The organism is Streptomyces sp. 840.1 (assembly GCF_003751445.1).
Classification (GTDB): Bacteria; Actinomycetota; Actinomycetes; order Streptomycetales; family Streptomycetaceae; genus Streptomyces.
This window is the reverse complement of the sequence record NZ_RJUU01000001.1, coordinates 1,670,947-1,687,060: the sequence shown is the minus strand read 5'-3', so window position 1 is coordinate 1,687,060 and position 16,114 is coordinate 1,670,947. Positions and strand designations below refer to the sequence as shown.

Sequence of the window (16,114 nt, the reverse complement as noted above, 5' to 3'; positions counted from 1 at the left end):
TGGCCGTGGTGAGGGCTCATCGGGCGGGCGAAGCCGCCGGCCGGGGAGCCGTCTCGAAGGGACGGACCTTGTCCGCCTCCTGGAGCGGGTAGTACACGCCGGAGAGGATCTTCCGCTTGAGCCGGCCGTTGGAGTTGACGAGCCGGTACACGGAACGCCTGAGCATGCCGGGGATGCGCCCGGACAGCGCGAACGCCTTCTCCTGGCGCAGCTGGATGGAGCGGGCCATCGCCACGGAGTCCTCCCGCTCCCGCTGGAAGTCGAGGGTGGCCCGGTTCAGGGCCTCGGTGGTGTCGCCGGAGCCGTTCCCGGTGAACGCGCCGGCGACCTGCCGGGCCAGTACCGCGGCGTCGGTGATCGCGTGGTTGACGCCCTGGCCGAGCACGGGTGTCAGGGTGTGCGCGGCGTCACCGATGAGGACCAGGCCGGGCCGGGACCAACGGGGCACCACGGTGGTGAAGATGTCCAGCATGGAGGTGTCGGACCAGGAGGTGACGGACTCCCGCACGCCGGCGGAGATCTCCGGGGCCAGTTCGTCCATCCGCTCGTGCAGGCCCGAGATGCCTCCCGCCCGCAGCTCCCGCAGCCCGCCCTTGGGGATGTTGAAGCCGACCCGCACCAGGTCGGGCACTGTGGGGATGAAGAGGCCGTGCCGGTCCTCGATGATCCGCACCCGGTAGGTGTGACCGTCCCAGACGTCGGGGCGCCGCACCTTGAACCAGACGAAGTCCCGCTCCAGCGGCACCTTTCGGTACGGCAGCTCGGACATCTCGCGGATCTTGCTGAACCGCCCGTCCGCCCCCACCGTCAGTGCGGCGCGGACGTCGAACTCTCCGTCCTGCCCCTTGCACCTGACCCCGGAGACCGTCGTACCGTCGCGCAGCAGCGATACGGCGGTGGCGCGGCGCAGCAGCTTGAACCCGGGCAGCGCGCCGCCCGCCTCGGCCAGCGCCTCCAGCAGCGGTGGCTGCGGCAGCTCCATCGGGTACGGGCAGGGCTGGTCGAAGTCGGAGAAGTCCGCGCTCAGGACGGTGCGCCCGCCGTCGGTGATCTCCATGTGGCGGGTCTCCAGGGTGGATTCCCGCAGCCCTTCCAGCAGACCCATGCGTTCGAGCAGCCACACCGAGTCGGGCGATATGGACTCGCCGCGGAACGAGCGGTCGAACCGGCCGCTCTGTTCGACCACGACAACGGATACGGACCTTCGGGCCAGTTCGAGGGCGAGGGTGAGCCCTGCGGGCCCCCCTCCCACCACGCAGACCTGTGCTTCCAGAGCCGCTGTCATCACCCGTCCTCTCCAGCGAAGTTACGGTCGGCACCGACCTTCGGGCGCCCGGCTAAAGGACGGCTTGCACCCGCGCCGCCGCACGGCGGCCCCGTGCCGGGGGAGTCCCCGTGGATCCGCTGGACCACACGGCACAAGTCCCCCTTAAGAGGCCCCGGCCAGACTCCGGGGCAACGGACCGATCATGAAGGCCAGGGTGAGGGAAATGGCGGCCAAGCGGCGGTCGAGCGAGCCGGACACCGGCGAGATGGTGGTCGTGCACCGGCTGTTCCAACAGGAGTACCGGACCGCGGCCGCCCTGGTGGGGGCGGTCGACGCCGAGGACACCGGGCGCAGCAGGATCGTGGCGGCCCACCTCGAAGCACTCGACACGATGCTGGAGGAACACCACCTTGCCGAGGACGAGCTGGTCTGGCCCCGACTGGAAGGGGACCCGGAGGTCGAACCCGCGCTGCTGCTACGGATGGAGCGGCAGCACGAACGGATCGCCCGGTCCCTCGGGCAGGTGGCCGAAGTCCTGCCCCGCTGGCGGGACACGGCGGACCCCGTCCTGCGCGACGTACTCGCCCGCGCGTGCGCCGAACTCCTGCCGGCCCTGGACGAACACCTCGCGGACGAGGAGCAGCACATCCTTCCGCTGGTGCCCGGCCGGTTCACCGCCGAGGAGTGGGGACGGCTGAGCGAGCGCGGCCGGGACGCCGTGCCCAAGGACAAGCGGATCTACATGCTCGGTGCCATGGCCGTCGCCGCGGGTCCCGAGCACTACGACGAGTTCCTCGGCCGGCTGCCCGGTCCCGTGCGGCTGCTGTGGCGCGTCGCGGGCAAGGGGCTGCACCGACGCGCGAGGGCCGGGCTTCACGGGACGCGGCCGGCCGGCCGCGCCGGAGCGACAGCGAGGAGGACGAAGCCGTGACAGCACCCACAGCGCCGACGCCCACGGAGACCACCCGGGCCGACGCGTCGGCCCGGCTGCGCGCTCTGCACGACGAGGGCCGGATCGCGGCGGAGTACCCCCGGGTCCCGGGGCTGCTCGCCGAGATCGCGCAGACGGACGACGGCTGGAAGGGGCTGGCCAGGGCCGGCGGGCTGCTGGCCAGGACGGCACCCGAGGCGATCCGCGAACTCCACCCAGGTGCGGTGCCGTTGACCGCCGCCGTGACCGGCCACGGCACCCTGGACGCGCTCGGCGCCCCGCTGGCCGCGGAGCTCGCCCGGCACGGTATGCCGCTGCGGCTGGTACCGGGGGAGCACGACGCCTGGCTGCGCGATCTGCGCGACACCGGGAGCCCGCTGTACGCGCCGGACACCGACCTCGCGCTGTGCCTGCTCGACGCGCAGATCGTCTTCGACGAACTGCCCTCCCCCTGGACGCCGGGCGATGTGTCCGAGGCCCTGGACGCGAAGCTCCGCCTCATCGGCGGACTCGTCGAGCAGTACGTGAGCCACGGCTCCGGGGTGCTGGTGCTCAACACCCTGCCGCTGCTGACCGCGCACACCCGGCAGCTGGTCGACCACCGTTCGCGCAGCGAACTGTCCCTGAAGTGGCGTGAGTTCAACGCGGGTCTGCTGCGCCTGGCGCTGGAGCACCCGCGCGTGCACGTGGTCGACCTCGATCCGCTGATCGCGGAGTCCGGACCGGTGCGCGACAGCCGGCTCGCCGCCTACGCCGGGGTGCATCTCGGTGCGGAGCTGCTGGCCCGCTACGCCCGCGAGATCGGCCACCTGGCCCGTGCCCTGCGCGGCCGGACCAAGAAGGTGCTGGTCGTCGACCTGGACAACACCCTGTGGGACGGCATCCTGGGCGACGACGGCCCCGGCGGCATCGCGGCGGCGACGACCTACCGAGGCGCGGCGTTCGGCGCGTTCCAGCAGGTCGTCAAGCAGATCGGCTCCCAGGGGGTGCTCCTCGCCGTCTGCAGCAAGAACGACCAGGACGCCGTCATCGACGTACTGCGTGACCACCCGGACATGCGGCTGCGCGAGGACGACTTCGTGGCGATCAGCGCCAACTGGCAGCCCAAGGACGGCAATATCCGCGCCATCGCGGAGCGGCTCAACCTGGGCGTGGACAGCCTGGTCTTCGCGGACGACTCACCCTTCGAGTGCGGGCTCGTCGCCGCGAACCTGCCCGACACCGCCGTGGTCCGCCTCGACGAGGAGCCCGCCCTGCACATCGGCCGGCTGCTCGCCGACGGCTGGTTCGACACGCGCGAGCTGACCGACGCCGACCGGGACCGGGCCGGTCAGTACCGGGCGGACGCCGGACGCCGGGACCTCCTGGACAGCGCCGGATCGATGACCGACTACCTGCGGGAACTGGACGTGCGCGTCGAGCTCTCGCCGGTACGGCCCCACGAGCTCGCCCGGATCGCCCAGATCACCCTGCGCACCAATCAGTTCAACCTGACCACCCAACGGCTGCAGAAGGCCGACGTCCAGGAACGGCTCGACTCCCCGGACCACCTCGTGCTCGCCGTCCGCGCCCGCGACCGCTTCGGGGACAACGGCGTCGTGGGGGCCCTGTTCGCGCACCGCGAACCGGACGGCCTGCACATCGACAACGTCCTCCTCAGCTGCCGGGTCTTCGCCCGGGGCATCGAACAGGCCGCGCTCGCCGCCCTGCTGGCGCACGCCAGGGACACCGGGGCGCCCGCGGTGCACGGCGCCTACCTGCCGACGGCGAAGAACCTCAAGGTGCGCGACTTCCTCCCGTCGCTCGGCTTCGGCACCACGTCCGAGAGCGCCGACGGCCACCTCGTCTTCCGCCACGCGCTCGACGTCCTCCCGCAGGTTCCCGGCCATGTGACCCTCGACGCCGCGTTCGGGTCCGGTACCGGCTGACGGGCCCGCCGAGCGCCCCACCGACCGCCTGCCGTCCGCCCATCCCCCGGGGCGGACGGCAGGCTTGCGCGTGCTCCCGGCAGGGGGCGACTTCCCAGGTGGCACAAGCGATGCCTTAGCGCGCGCACCCACGATCGGACCTGTCCGAACACCCTTCGCCGGCTCAGTGCCGACGGATCTCGGAGAGGCCAGGGAAAGACGTTGACAAGCTTCCGAACCTTTACGGAACTCGTCCTGACGCGTACCGCCGCGCTCGGCGCCGAGGACGCCTTCATCTTCCTGCGGGACGACACCGGGGGTTCGGCCCCGGAACACCTGACGTACGCCGGGCTCGACCGGGAAGCGCGCCGGATAGCCTCGCTGCTCCAGGAGAACCGGGCCGCGGGCCGGCAGGTGCTGCTTCTCTACCCCTCGGGCACCGACTTCATCAAGGCGTTCACCGCGTGCCTGTACGCGGGCGCCGTCGCCGTGCCCGCCACGCTCCCCACCGAGCAGGGCCAGCACTTCGCCCGGGTCTCCGGCATCCTGCGGGACGCCGAGGTGCGGGTGGTGCTCACCGACTCCGCCCAGGCCCCGGAGATATCCGCCTGGCTGGCCGCAGAGGGCATGAACGACGTCCTGTGCCTGGCCACCGACGACACGACGCTCGGCGACGCGGGTGCCTACGTCCAGCCGTCGCTGAACCCGCAGGACCTGGCGTTCCTGCAGTACACATCCGGCTCGACCAGCGACCCCAAGGGCGTCATGGTCTCGCACGGCAACCTGCTGGCCAACGAGGCGGCGATCCAGCGCTCGGCCGGCACCACCAGCGAGTCCCGCTTCGGTGGCTGGCTGCCCTTCTACCACGACATGGGGCTCATCGGGCACATCCTGCACCCGCTCTACATCGGCGGTTCGGCGGCCCTGATGTCCCCGACGTCCTTCCTCCGGCGGCCCTACCGCTGGCTGAAGATGATCGACGACTACGGCGTGACGATCGGCGGCGGACCCAACTTCGCCTTCGACCTGTGCGTGCGGCGCGTCACCGACGAGCAACTGGGGACCCTGGACCTGTCCCGCTGGACGGCCGCCGCCAACGGGGCGGAGCCGATCCGGCGCGAGACGGTGCGGGCCTTCACCGAGCGCTTCGCCCCGACGGGCTTCCGGGCCGAGTCCTTCTTCCCCTGCTACGGCATGGCGGAGACCACCCTGCTCGTGTCGGGCACCCCGCTCGGACTCAGCCCGGTGAACCGTGCCGTCGACCCGGCCGCCCTGGAACAGGGCCGGCTCGGTGTCCCGGCGGAGGGCGGACCCTCCCGGACCCTGGTCAGCAGCGGCGTGGTGCACGCCGAGGACTTCGAGGTGCGGATCGTCGACCCGGAGACCTTCCTGGAGCAGCCGCAGGGCGGCGTCGGCGAGATCTGGGTCAAGGGCGACAGCGTCGCGAGCGGGTACTGGAAGCGCCCGCTGACCAACGAGGAGATCTTCGACGCGCACATCACCGACGCCGAAGGAAACCGCGACGACGGCGGCTGGCTGCGCACCGGCGACCTCGGAGCCCTGGAGGACGGCCAGCTGTACGTCACCGGCCGGCTCAAGGAGATCGTCATCTTCGCCGGCCGCAACCTCTACCCGCAGGACGTCGAACGCGCCGTCCAGTCCAGCGACGGCTCACTCGGCTTCGGTTCGGGCGCGGTGTTCTCGGTCGAGACCGACCGGGAGCACCTGATCATCGTCCAGGAGGTCAGGGCCAGCGCCGTCAGCACCGATCTGCGGGCGGTCGCCACCGGCGCCCAGAGCCTGATCGGCAAGGAGTTCAACGTCTCCGCCGGCAACGTGGTGCTGGTACGCCCCGGCACCATCCGCAAGACCACCAGCGGCAAGATCCAGCGCACCCTGATGCGCAAGCTCTTCCTGCAGGGCGCGCTCACCCCGCTGTACGAGGTGCTGGAGCCCGCGGTCCGGGAGGCCGTCGCCGACGCCACCGACCGCCCACTGGAAGCGGCGGTCTGACATGGAGCAACCGGCCTACCGGGTCGCCGAGGAGCTCGACCGCTTCCTCGGCGACCCGGGCGACCCCGCCCGCCCGTTCTCCCACACGCGCTGCGTGGAGCTGGACGAGAAGGAGGAGTTCCCCGCCGACATCTGCCGACAGCTGGAGGAGTGGGGGCTCACCGACTACTACGTGCCGGTCGAGCACGGCGGACGGCTGCGCAGTTACGAACAGGTCCTGCAGCTCATGCGCACGGTCGCCCGGCGGGATCTGACGGTGGCCGTCGGCCATGGCAAGACCTACCTCGGCGGGGTGTGCGTATGGGTGTCCGGTACGCCGGAACAGGCGCGGCGGCTCGGCGCGGACATCCGGGCCGGTGTGCCCGTCTCGCTCGGGCTCACCGAACGGGCCCACGGCAGCGATCTGCTGGCCGGTGAGGTGACGGGTGCGGTCGAGGCGGACGGGTGGCTGGTCAGCGGCGAGAAGTGGCTGATCAACAACGCCACCCGGGGCAGCGTGTTCTCCCTGCTCACCCGCACCGACCCGGCGGGCGGGCCGCGCGGCTTCAGCGTTCTGCTGGTCGACAAGCGGAAGCTCGGCCCCGGGAGCTACCGCCACCTGCCCAAGGTCCGCACGCACGGCATCCGGGGGGCCGACATCTCCGGGATCGCCTTCGACGGCGCCCGGGTGGACCGGGAGGACCTGGTCGGCACCGAGGGCGGCGGCCTGGAGACGGTGCTCAAGGCCCTGCAGCTCACCCGCACCATGTGCGCCTCGCTCTCCCTGGGCGCCGCCGACCACGGGCTGCGGATCGCCGTGGACTTCGCCGAGGAGCGCGAGCTCTACGGCCGGCACCTGATCGACCTCCCGCAGGCCAGGTCGGTGCTGAGCACCGCGGCGGCCGACGTGCTGCTGCACGAGGCGCTCGCCGTGTTCGCGGCCCGCGCCGTGCACACCCAGACGGACGAGCTCAGTGTCACCGCGGCCGTGACCAAGTACCTGCTGCCCAGCGGCACCGAGGCCGTGCTCGCCGCCCTGACCCGGGTGCTCGGCGCCCGCGCGTTCCTCAAGGGCGTGTACGCGGGCGGGATGTTCCAGAAGATCGAGCGCGACCACCGGATCGTCGGACTCTTCGACGGCAACACGCTGGTCAACCTCAACTCCCTTATCAACCAGTTCCGTTCGCTGGTGCGCGGCAGACGGCGCGGTACCGGCGACAGCGCGGGAGCGGTGGCGGCCTACGACCTGTCGGCGCCGGTCCCGGCGCTGGACCCGGCCCGGCTCTCGCTGGTCGCCCGCCACGGCAGCGGCGTACTGGCGGGCCTCGACGCCTCCGTCGCCGAGCTGAGCCGGCGGGCCGGGGAGAACCCGGCGCTCCGCGGGGCGGTCGAGTCCGCCGAGCGGCTCGTCGCCGTGGAGCGCCGGGTGCACGCCGAGATGGAGAGCCGGCAGAGCCCGGCCGGTGAGGTGGAGCCGGAGGTCTTCGACCTGGCCCGCCGCTACACGCTCTGCTACGCGGGGGCGGCCTGCCTCGGCCTGTGGCTGCACAGCTCGGGCGCGGCGGCCGGCGGCGGCGGCACCGCCGCGCTGTGGCAGGACGGACTGTGGCTGCGTGCCGCGCTCGGCCGGATCCTCGAACGGCTCGGAGAGCCGGGCAGCGGGGACGCCGAGGCGTACGAAGGGCTGCTGGCGCATCTGCGGGCCGGCCGCCGGACCGGAGAGCTGTTCTCGCTGCTGCCCCAGCGGCTGCCGGAACCGCTCCCGCTGGAAAGCACCGGCGCAACTGCCGGCACGAGTTGAGAGAGGACGCCATGCTGATCGGTACTTCGGCCTCGGAAGCGAACGGAGTGTCCTTCGACGCCCCGGGCGCAGCCCACACGGCCGGCCAGGAAGCCAGGGTGGTCGCACGCGTCGCCGAGCTGGAACGGCGGCTCGGTGACCCGGACGACGAGCGGGGCGAGGTCTCCCACGCCCGGCTCCTGGAAGCCGACGAGGCCGGAGAACTGTCGGAGACGGGTGAGCGGGCACTCGACGAACTGGTGCTCAACGCCGACTTCGTGCCCCGGGCCCACGGCGGACGACTGGAGCGGATCGACACGCTGGTGCGCGTGATGCGCCAGGTGTTCCGCCGGGACATCGCCCTCGGGCTGGGCTACGGGGTCACCTCCTTCATGGCCGGCGTCAACGTCTGGGCCTCGGGCAACGACGAACAGCGCGCCCGGCTCGCCCGGCTGCTGCTCGACGGCGGCAAGGTGTCCGTCGCGTACCACGAGCTCGCCCACGGCAACGACTTCGTACGCAACGAGTTCCGGGCCCGCCCGGTGCCCGGCGGCTACCTGCTGGGCGGCGCCAAGCAGGTCATCAACAACGCGGACCGGGCGGCGGCGTGGGTCCTGTTCAGCCGGACCGACCCGGCGCCGGGCAGCCGCAGCCACTCGGTGCTGTTCGCCGAGCGCGACGGCCTCGACGAGGACCGCTACCGGGTCCTGCCGCGCTACGACGCGGTGGGGGTGCGCGGCTGCCACCTGTCCGGCCTCGACTTCGACGACTGCCAGGTGCCCGCCTCCGCACTCGTCGGGGAGGAGGGGAAGGGCGTCGAACTCGCCCTCCGCGCCTTCCAGATCACCCGCAGCGCCGTCCCCGGCATGGCGCTCGGGGCGACCGACACCAATCTGCGGACCGTCGTCAGGTTCGCGCTCGGCAGGCAGCTGTACCGGCGCTCGGTCATGGACATCCCGCACGCCAAGGCCACCCTGTCCAGCGCCTTCCTGGACCTGCTGATCTGCGACAGCCTCTCGCTCGCCGCCACCCGCGCCGTCCACGTGCTGCCGGAGGAGACCAGCGTGTACGCGGCGGCCGTCAAGTACCTGGTCCCGAAGATGCTCACGGACGCCATGTACGACCTCTCGATCGTGCTCGGTGCCCGCTTCTACGTCCGTGACGGCGAGTTCGGGATCTTCCAGAAGCACGTCCGCGACCTGCCGGTGCTCAGCCTCGGTCACGCGGGCTCCGCCGCCTGCCAGGCCACCATCATTCCGCAGCTGTCCAGGCTGGCCAGGCGCGCCTGGTTCGCCGGCGACCCGGCCCCGCCCTCCCTCTTCCGGCTCCGCGAGGAACTGCCGGAGATCCCGTTCGACCGGCTGACGCTGGCCAGCGGGCGCGACTCGCTCAGCGCCTCACTCGTCGCCGCGGTGGACGAACTGCCCAGCAGCACGCCCGAGGAGCGGGCCGTACACGGCTCGGCGCTCCGGATGATGGACGAGCTGCGGCAGCTCCAGGAGCAGAGCCGGGGCCTCGAACCCCAGGACCGCACGGCCCTGGCGAGCCCGAGCAGCTTCGCGCTGGCGGACCGCTACACCGTGCTGCTGGCAGCCGCCTCGGTCATAGGCGTCTGGCAGCAGGCCCGCGACGGAGACGACCCGTTCCTCGCCGACCCCTCCTGGGCGGCCGCCGCCCTGGACCGGCTCGGCCACCGGCTCGGCCGTCCCCAGCCCGACCTGCCGGAATCCTGCGACCGCCGGGTGCACGAGGAGGTGCTCCGCCGCTTCCGCGAGAACCGCAGTTACGACCTGTACAACACCCCACTGGCCGGCTGACGGCCGGAGCTCGGCCGGCAACCGCCGGACCGTCCGAATTTCGCCGAGGAGTGCACCATGCCCGTTCCGACCACTGGACACACCACGGAAGAGCTGACCACGTGGCTGGCCGAGCGCATCGCCCTGTACCTGAAGCGGCAGCCGGGCGAGATCGACCCGGCCGTGCCGCTCGCCGAGTACGGTCTCGACTCGGTCGCCGCACTCAGCCTGTGCGGTGACATCGAGGAGGACTTCGACCTCGTACTGGAGCCGACCGTCGCCTGGGACTACCCGACGGTCGCCGCGCTCGCCGGACACCTGATGGAGACATTCGCCGACGGGGTGAGGACTGCCTGATGGGCCAGATCGCCATAGTCGGTATCGACTGCCGGTTCCCGGGGGCGCCCGATGCCGGCGCCTACTGGGACCTCCTCATGCGGTCCGGGGACGGGGTCGGACAGGTCCCCGGGCAGCGCTGGGACGCCGCCGAGTTCCACTCGCCCACCGCGGCCGAGGGCCACTCCAACACCACCGAGGGCGGGTTCATCGAGGACCCGGACGCGTTCGACAACGAGTTCTTCACCATCTCGCCGCGCGAGGCGGCCGCCATGGACCCCCAGCAGCGGCTGCTGCTCCAGTGCGCCTGGCGGGCCGTCGAGGACGCGGGACTGCCGCCGCAGAAGCTGGCGGGCACCCGCACCGGTGTCTTCGTCGGCATCATGGGCAACGAATGGGCGCAGCTGCACCTGACCGACTACGCCCGGGTCACCGCCCAGGTGGGGTCCGGCAACGGCTACTGCATGACCGCCAACCGGATCTCGTACCACCTGGACCTCAAGGGGCCGAGCCTCGCCGTCGACACGGCCTGCTCCTCCTCGCTGGTGGCCGTGCACCTGGCGGCCAACGCGCTGCTCGCGGGGGAGTGCGACCACGCGATCGCGGGCGGCGTCAACGTCGCCCTCACACCCGCCCTGTCGATCTTCTACACCCAGGCCGGACTGTCCGCGCCCGACGGCCGGTGCAAGCCGTTCAGCTCCGAGGCCAACGGCATCGGCCGGGGCGAGGGCGTCGGCACCGTCGTGTTGCGCAGGCTGGAGGACGCCCTGGCCGACGGCCAGCAGGTGTACGCGGTGATCCGGGGCACGGCCGTCAACCAGGACGGCCGCAGCAACGGTCTCACCGCCCCCAACCGCTGGGCCCAGCAGGAGGTGCTGGAGCACGCCTACGAGCGGGCCGGTGTCGAGGCGGCCGACATGGTCTTCACCGAAGGCCACGGCACCGGCACGGCGCTCGGCGACATGATGGAGGTCAAGGCGCTCGGCCACCACCACGCCGGACGCACCGGCAAGCCCATGGCGCTCGGCTCGGTCAAGGGCAACCTCGGTCACACCGAGGGCGCCGCCGGTATCGCCGGACTCATCAAGGTGGCGCTCGCCCTGCACCACCGCACCGTGCCGCCCAGCCGGTTCGCGGTCAAGGAGAACCAGCAGCTCAAGCTCCGCGAGCACGGGCTGCGGCTGCTCAAGGCGCCGCTGAAGCTGGCGAACACACCGTCGCTGGCCGGTCTCAGCAGCTTCGGGATGGGCGGCACCAACGCGCACGCCGTGCTGGAGTCCGCACCCGCGCACGCGGTCCGCCCCCGCTCCGCCGGCGCCAACGGCTCCGGCGGAGATACGGGGACCGGCATCGGCTGCGCCGTCTTCACGCTGACCGCGCCCACACCGGACGCGCTGCGCCGCAACCTGGTGCGCCAGGCCGACGAGCTCTCCCGCCGGCGGCTGCCGGTCGGAGCGCTCAGCTGGAGCGGCAACCGGGTCAAGTCCGGTCACCGCTACCGGTTCGCGATGCCCGCCGCCGACACCGGTGAGCTGGTGCGCGGGCTGCGGGAGGCCGCCGCCGACCCGGACCGGCTGGCCCGGTTCACCGGGGCGCCCACCGCCCGGCCGCGCACCGCGTTCCTGTTCACCGGCCAGGGCTCGCAGTACCCGAGGATGACCGCGCGGCTCTACCAGGACTCGCCGCTCTACCGGAGGTTCCTCGACGAGGCGGATGCCGCGCTCCGGCCGCACACCCAGGGGTCGGTACGCGATCTGATCCTGGCCGGGGACGAGGCGGTGCACCGTACGGCCTGGGCGCAGCCCGCGCTGTTCGCGGTCGGGTACGCCCTCGGGCGCACCCTCCAGGAGCTCGGTGTGCAGCCCGGTCTGCTGCTCGGCCACAGCGTCGGCGAGTACGCGGCCGCCTGCCTGGGCGGGGTGTTCCCGCTGGAGGGCGCGGCCCGGCTGATAGCCGCCAGGGGCGCCCTGATGCAGGAACTCCCCGACGGCGGCGGCATGCTGGCCGTGCTGGCCGGTCGCGAGGTGCTCGCCGACCGGCTGGCGGGTGAGGACCAGGTCGGCATCGCGGTCGTCAACGGCCCCCAGGCCGTGGTGCTCTCGGGAGAGATGGCGGCGCTGCGCCGGGTCGAGAAGGACCTCGGCCGGGACCGCTTCCGCACCCGGATGCTCAAGGTCTCGCACGCCTTCCACTCCTACCTGATGGACCCGATGGTGGAACGGTTCGCCAAGGTCGCCGAAGAGGTCGGCGGCGGGATACCCGAACTGCCCGTGTACTCGACCGTGTACGGCCGCAGGCTGGACGGCGAGGCGATGGACGCCGCCTACTGGACCGCGCACATCAGGCAGCCGGTGCTGTTCGAGGACGCCGCCTCCCAGCTGCTGGACGACGGCCCCGGCCAGGCGGTCGAGCTAGGCCCCTCGCCGGTCCTCACCTCCATGGCACGCAAGATCGGCCCGCCCAGGTCGGGGCCGCGCCCGGCCTTCGTCCTGCCCGTGCGGAACGCGGAGTCCGGCGGCCGGGACCTGGCGCAGGCACTGTCCGACCTCTACCGGGGCGGCGCCGACCCGGACTGGGACGCCGCCTACACCGAGGCGGAGCGCACCCCGCAGCGACTGCCCCTGTACGCGTTCAGCGACGAGCACCGCTACTGGACCCGCGGCCCGGTCCGGTCCGCGCAGACCCCGCGCGAGGACTTCCCGTACGGCCCGGCGGCGAACGCCGCTCCGGAGTCCGGAGCGGACGGGGGCGCATCCGGCGGGAGCCGGGCGGCCACCCCCGTACTCGTGCTGAACCGGCCGGCCGCCGCGGACCCCGTGGCCGAGGCCGTGCTGGAGGCGATCGGGCAGGTCGGAGGGTACGAGACCAGCGAACTCGCCCCGCATCTGCGGCTCTACGAGGAACTCGGCTTCGACTCCGTGATGGTCATGGAGCTCAAGAACCGCATCGAGGAACGGCTGACCGGCATCGGCCCGCTCACGGTGCAGGACCTGCTGCCCGTTCTCTCCTCGGTCGGCGACCTCGTGAACTACCTGTGCGCACGTGACGCCTCCGCCGCCGGCGCCGGCATTGAGGAGAGGACCGCATGACCGAGCAGAACCGCACCCCGACGACCCACATCGTGTCCGTCGGCACCGCACTGCCCGGTGAGCCGGTGGACAACGCCCAGCTCGCCAAGGTGCTCGGTGTCAACGAGGAATGGATCGAGGTGTTCATCGGCACCAGGACCCGCCACTTCGCCCGCGACCTGGGCACCGGGGAGGTGCGCTGGACGCTGGCGGACCTGTGCGCCCAGGCCTGCGAACGCGCCCTGGCAGGCGCGGACACCGACCCGGGCGAGATCGACTTCATCGTTCTCGGGACCGCCACCCCCGACAGCCTGATGCCCGCCACCGTCAACAACATCGCCGACCAGCTGGGCCTGGACCAGGTGCCCACCTTCCAGCTCCAGTCGGGCTGCGCGGGCGCCGTCCAGGCGCTCGGCCTGGCGCAGACGATGATCGCCTCCGGCCAGTACCGCACCGGTCTGGTCATCGGCGGCGACGTGTGCAGCAAGCATCTCGACGTCCACCGCGACCTGACCGGAGCGGCACCGAGCGACCTGGTGAACTTCGTCCTGTTCGGGGACGGCGCGGGTGCCGCGGTCGTCAGCGCGGAGCCGCGCGGCAAGGCCGTCGCGGTGCGCCAGGTCCTCAACCGCTTCACCGGCCTCGGCCGCAAGCCGGGCCAGGTCATCGAATGGTTCGGGCTCGCCGACCGGCACGAGGACCGGCAGGCGGTCACCGAGGACTACAAGGCCATCGAGGAGCACGTCCCGGTGATGGCCGTGGAGATCCTCTGGGAGCTGCTCGGCGAACTCGACTGGGACGCTGACCAGCTGGACTACCTCCTGCCGCCCCAGCTGTCCGGCCGGATGACCCGGAAGATCACCGAGCAGCTCGATGTGCCGACGGCACTGGAGATCTCCTGCGTCGCCGACACCGGCAACAACGGCAACGCACTGCCCTTCCTCCAGATCGAGAAGCTTCTGACACAGATGTCGGCGGGGGAGAAGGCACTCGCCGTGGCCATCGAGTCCAGCAAATGGATCAAGGCCGGATTCGCCCTGGAGAAGATATGACCCTGGAGGAGACATGAGCAGCGCCACCCCCGTCGGATACAGCATCGACGACTTCATCAGTACGGTCCGGGACGAGCTCGGCCTGCCGCTGACCGACGAGCAGATCGGCGCGGACTTCGACGAGCTGCCGGACTGGGACTCGCTCTACCTGCTCAAGCTGGTCACCGCCGTCGAGCAGGCACTCGGCTCGTCGATCCCGGTCGGCCGGGTGCTCGAGGCACGCAGCCTGAAGGAGATCTACGAGCTGGCGGTACCGGCGTGAGCGGCGCCTCCGGCGGCGCCGGCCCCGGCACGGTGCGCCGGCGCCGCCACACCCTGTACTTCCTGGAATGGGCGGCGGGCCAGCGCCCGGTGCACCTGGACACCGACATCGACATGACCCGGATCCAGGAACACCGCGCCGCCGCCCGGGAACGCGGAGCGCGCTACTCGGTGGTGAGCTATCTGCTGCACACCGCGGGGCGCGTCCTCGCCCAGCACCCCGAGGCCAACGCGGTGATGGCCCCCGGCTGGCCCGGAATCCTGCGCCGCCCGCGCCTCATGCGGTTCGGCACGGTCACGGGCAAGCTGGCCCTGGACCGGCCGGTGGACGGCGAACGCAGCGTCCTCTCGGCGCTCGTCCCCAACCTGGAGAAGGCGTCACTGGCCGAGATCCAGGAGCGGGTCGAGCGCTACCGGGGCGAGGAGGCCGCAGGCCTCCCGGAGTTCAAGGGGGTACGGATGCTGAGCCGCATCCCCGCGCCGCTCGGCCGCCTCGCCTTCGCGGCCGCCCTGCGCGACCCGGCGAAGCGGCCCGGGATCCTCGGCACGGTGTCGGTCAGCTCGCTCGGCCACCGGACCGTCGACGGGTTCCACTCCGCCGGCGGCACGGCCGTCACCCTCTGCGCCGGAAGGATCGTGGAGCGCGCGGTGGTCCGCGACGGCGAGGTCGTGCCGGCGCCCATGATGCGGCTCGGCCTCACCTTCGACCACCGAGTGATCGACGGAGCCACCGCGGCCGATGTCCTGAGCGCCCTGCACCAGACCATGGAGGACTTCGATGACGGCTCCAGGGAAGCAGCCCCCGAGCCGGACGTTCGGTGAACCGATCCTGATCTCCGGACCCGACGGAGACTGGAACAGGGTCCGGGCCGACCTGGCGGAACACGCCTGCGCGGTGCTGTACGCACGGCTGGACGACTGGCGCCCGGAACGGGCCGGCGGGCCCCGGCTGCGGGCCCTGCTGGGCCGGGACTGGGCCCGCTACCTGGACCTGACCCACCCGGAAGTCCGCACCAGGTTCGCCTCCTCGCGGGTGCTGCTCAAGTTCGCGGCCGCCGCGGCGCTGCGCGTGCCTCCGCAGTCGGTGGAGCTGGGCTACACGCCGTCCGGCCGGCCCTACCTGCGCGGCTACGACGGCGTGCAGATCAGCCTCAGCCACACCGAGAACCTGCTCCTGGTGGGACTCGCCACCGGCGCGGTCATCGGAGTGGACGCGGAACGCTCCGACCGCGTGCTGTACGGCCCCAACCTCGGCCGCCACCTGTGCACCCCGCGCGAGGTCGAGCTGATCGAGGCCATGGACCCCGCCGAACGGGATACCGCACTGATCCGGCTCTGGACGCTCAAAGAGGCGTACAGCAAGGCGATCGGCCTCGGCATGCAGTTCCGCTTCACCGATTTCGGCTTCGAGACGGACGGCACGCCCACGGAGGTGCGCCGCCCCGACGGCACACCGGGCACCGGCACCGAATGGGCCTTTCGCACCTTCTATCTCGACGACGAGTACACCATCAGCGTCGCCACCGGCGACTCCGGCTTCGGGGGCACCGGGGACACCCAGGCGCACACCACGCTGGACGGCGGAATCGTCGACGCCCTCACCGAGGCGCTCGGCGACGACGAGACGGAGGCCGGCGCCGAGAACGAATGGTGGTGAGCGATCCGACGCGCCGTCAGCCGCACTCAGGGGCACAACCGGGCCGCTAGGAACAGCGGTGAAAGTC

12 protein-coding genes are annotated in these 16,114 nt (G+C 72.0%); 11 read left to right on the top strand and 1 reads right to left on the bottom strand.

Translation table 11 applies throughout. From position 1 onward, the window contains the following. Positions 1-16: 16 nt before the first annotated feature. A complete protein-coding gene (locus tag EDD93_RS07815) occupies positions 17-1,285 on the bottom strand; it encodes an FAD-dependent oxidoreductase (protein ID WP_185092238.1) in 1,269 nt (422 codons plus the stop codon). Between the two features lie 184 nt (positions 1,286-1,469). On the opposite strand from EDD93_RS07815, the gene EDD93_RS07810 reads away from it, so the two are divergent. From EDD93_RS07810 to EDD93_RS07760, 11 genes are all read left to right on the top strand, one after another. Continuing rightward, positions 1,470-2,198 (top strand): hemerythrin domain-containing protein, encoded by a 729-nt coding sequence (locus EDD93_RS07810; RefSeq protein WP_123524463.1) that lies wholly within the window; start codon positions 1,470-1,472, stop codon positions 2,196-2,198. Next, positions 2,195-4,126, top strand: coding sequence for an HAD family hydrolase (locus EDD93_RS07805; RefSeq protein WP_123524462.1), 1,932 nt, complete (start codon positions 2,195-2,197; stop codon positions 4,124-4,126). The genes EDD93_RS07810 and EDD93_RS07805 overlap by 4 nt, the downstream gene beginning before the upstream one ends. Before the next feature lie 201 nt (positions 4,127-4,327). Continuing rightward, entirely contained in the window at positions 4,328-6,118 is a 1,791-nt protein-coding gene (locus EDD93_RS07800) for a fatty acyl-AMP ligase (protein ID WP_123524461.1), read from the top strand. A 1-nt stretch (position 6,119) separates the two neighbouring features. Beyond that, the gene (locus EDD93_RS07795; protein WP_123524460.1) at positions 6,120-7,898 is read left to right on the top strand and encodes an acyl-CoA dehydrogenase family protein; all 1,779 of its coding nucleotides are present in this window, start codon (positions 6,120-6,122) and stop codon (positions 7,896-7,898) included. A gap of 11 nt (positions 7,899-7,909) precedes the next feature. Further along, a complete protein-coding gene (locus tag EDD93_RS07790) occupies positions 7,910-9,694 on the top strand; it encodes an acyl-CoA dehydrogenase family protein (RefSeq protein WP_123524459.1) in 1,785 nt (594 codons plus the stop codon). 57 nt (positions 9,695-9,751) lie between these two features. Next, on the top strand, positions 9,752-10,030 hold the full coding sequence (locus EDD93_RS07785; protein WP_123524458.1) for an acyl carrier protein: 279 nt from the start codon (positions 9,752-9,754) through the stop codon (positions 10,028-10,030). Next, on the top strand, positions 10,030-13,098 hold the full coding sequence (locus EDD93_RS07780) for a type I polyketide synthase (protein WP_123524457.1): 3,069 nt from the start codon (positions 10,030-10,032) through the stop codon (positions 13,096-13,098). Before EDD93_RS07785 ends, EDD93_RS07780 begins: the two co-directional genes overlap by 1 nt. Further along, a complete protein-coding gene (locus EDD93_RS07775; RefSeq protein WP_123524456.1) occupies positions 13,095-14,129 on the top strand; it encodes a 3-oxoacyl-ACP synthase III family protein in 1,035 nt (344 codons plus the stop codon). The genes EDD93_RS07780 and EDD93_RS07775 overlap by 4 nt, the downstream gene beginning before the upstream one ends. A 13-nt stretch (positions 14,130-14,142) precedes the next feature. Further along, positions 14,143-14,391: an acyl carrier protein gene (locus tag EDD93_RS07770; RefSeq protein WP_123524455.1), complete on the top strand. Its 249-nt coding sequence runs from the start codon at positions 14,143-14,145 to the stop codon at positions 14,389-14,391. Then, complete coding sequence (locus EDD93_RS07765) at positions 14,388-15,212, top strand: 2-oxo acid dehydrogenase subunit E2 (protein ID WP_260255656.1); 825 nt, start codon at positions 14,388-14,390, stop codon at positions 15,210-15,212. The genes EDD93_RS07770 and EDD93_RS07765 overlap by 4 nt, the downstream gene beginning before the upstream one ends. Beyond that, positions 15,169-16,047: a 4'-phosphopantetheinyl transferase superfamily protein gene (locus tag EDD93_RS07760; protein WP_185092237.1), complete on the top strand. Its 879-nt coding sequence runs from the start codon at positions 15,169-15,171 to the stop codon at positions 16,045-16,047. Before EDD93_RS07765 ends, EDD93_RS07760 begins: the two co-directional genes overlap by 44 nt. Positions 16,048-16,114 lie beyond the last annotated feature (67 nt).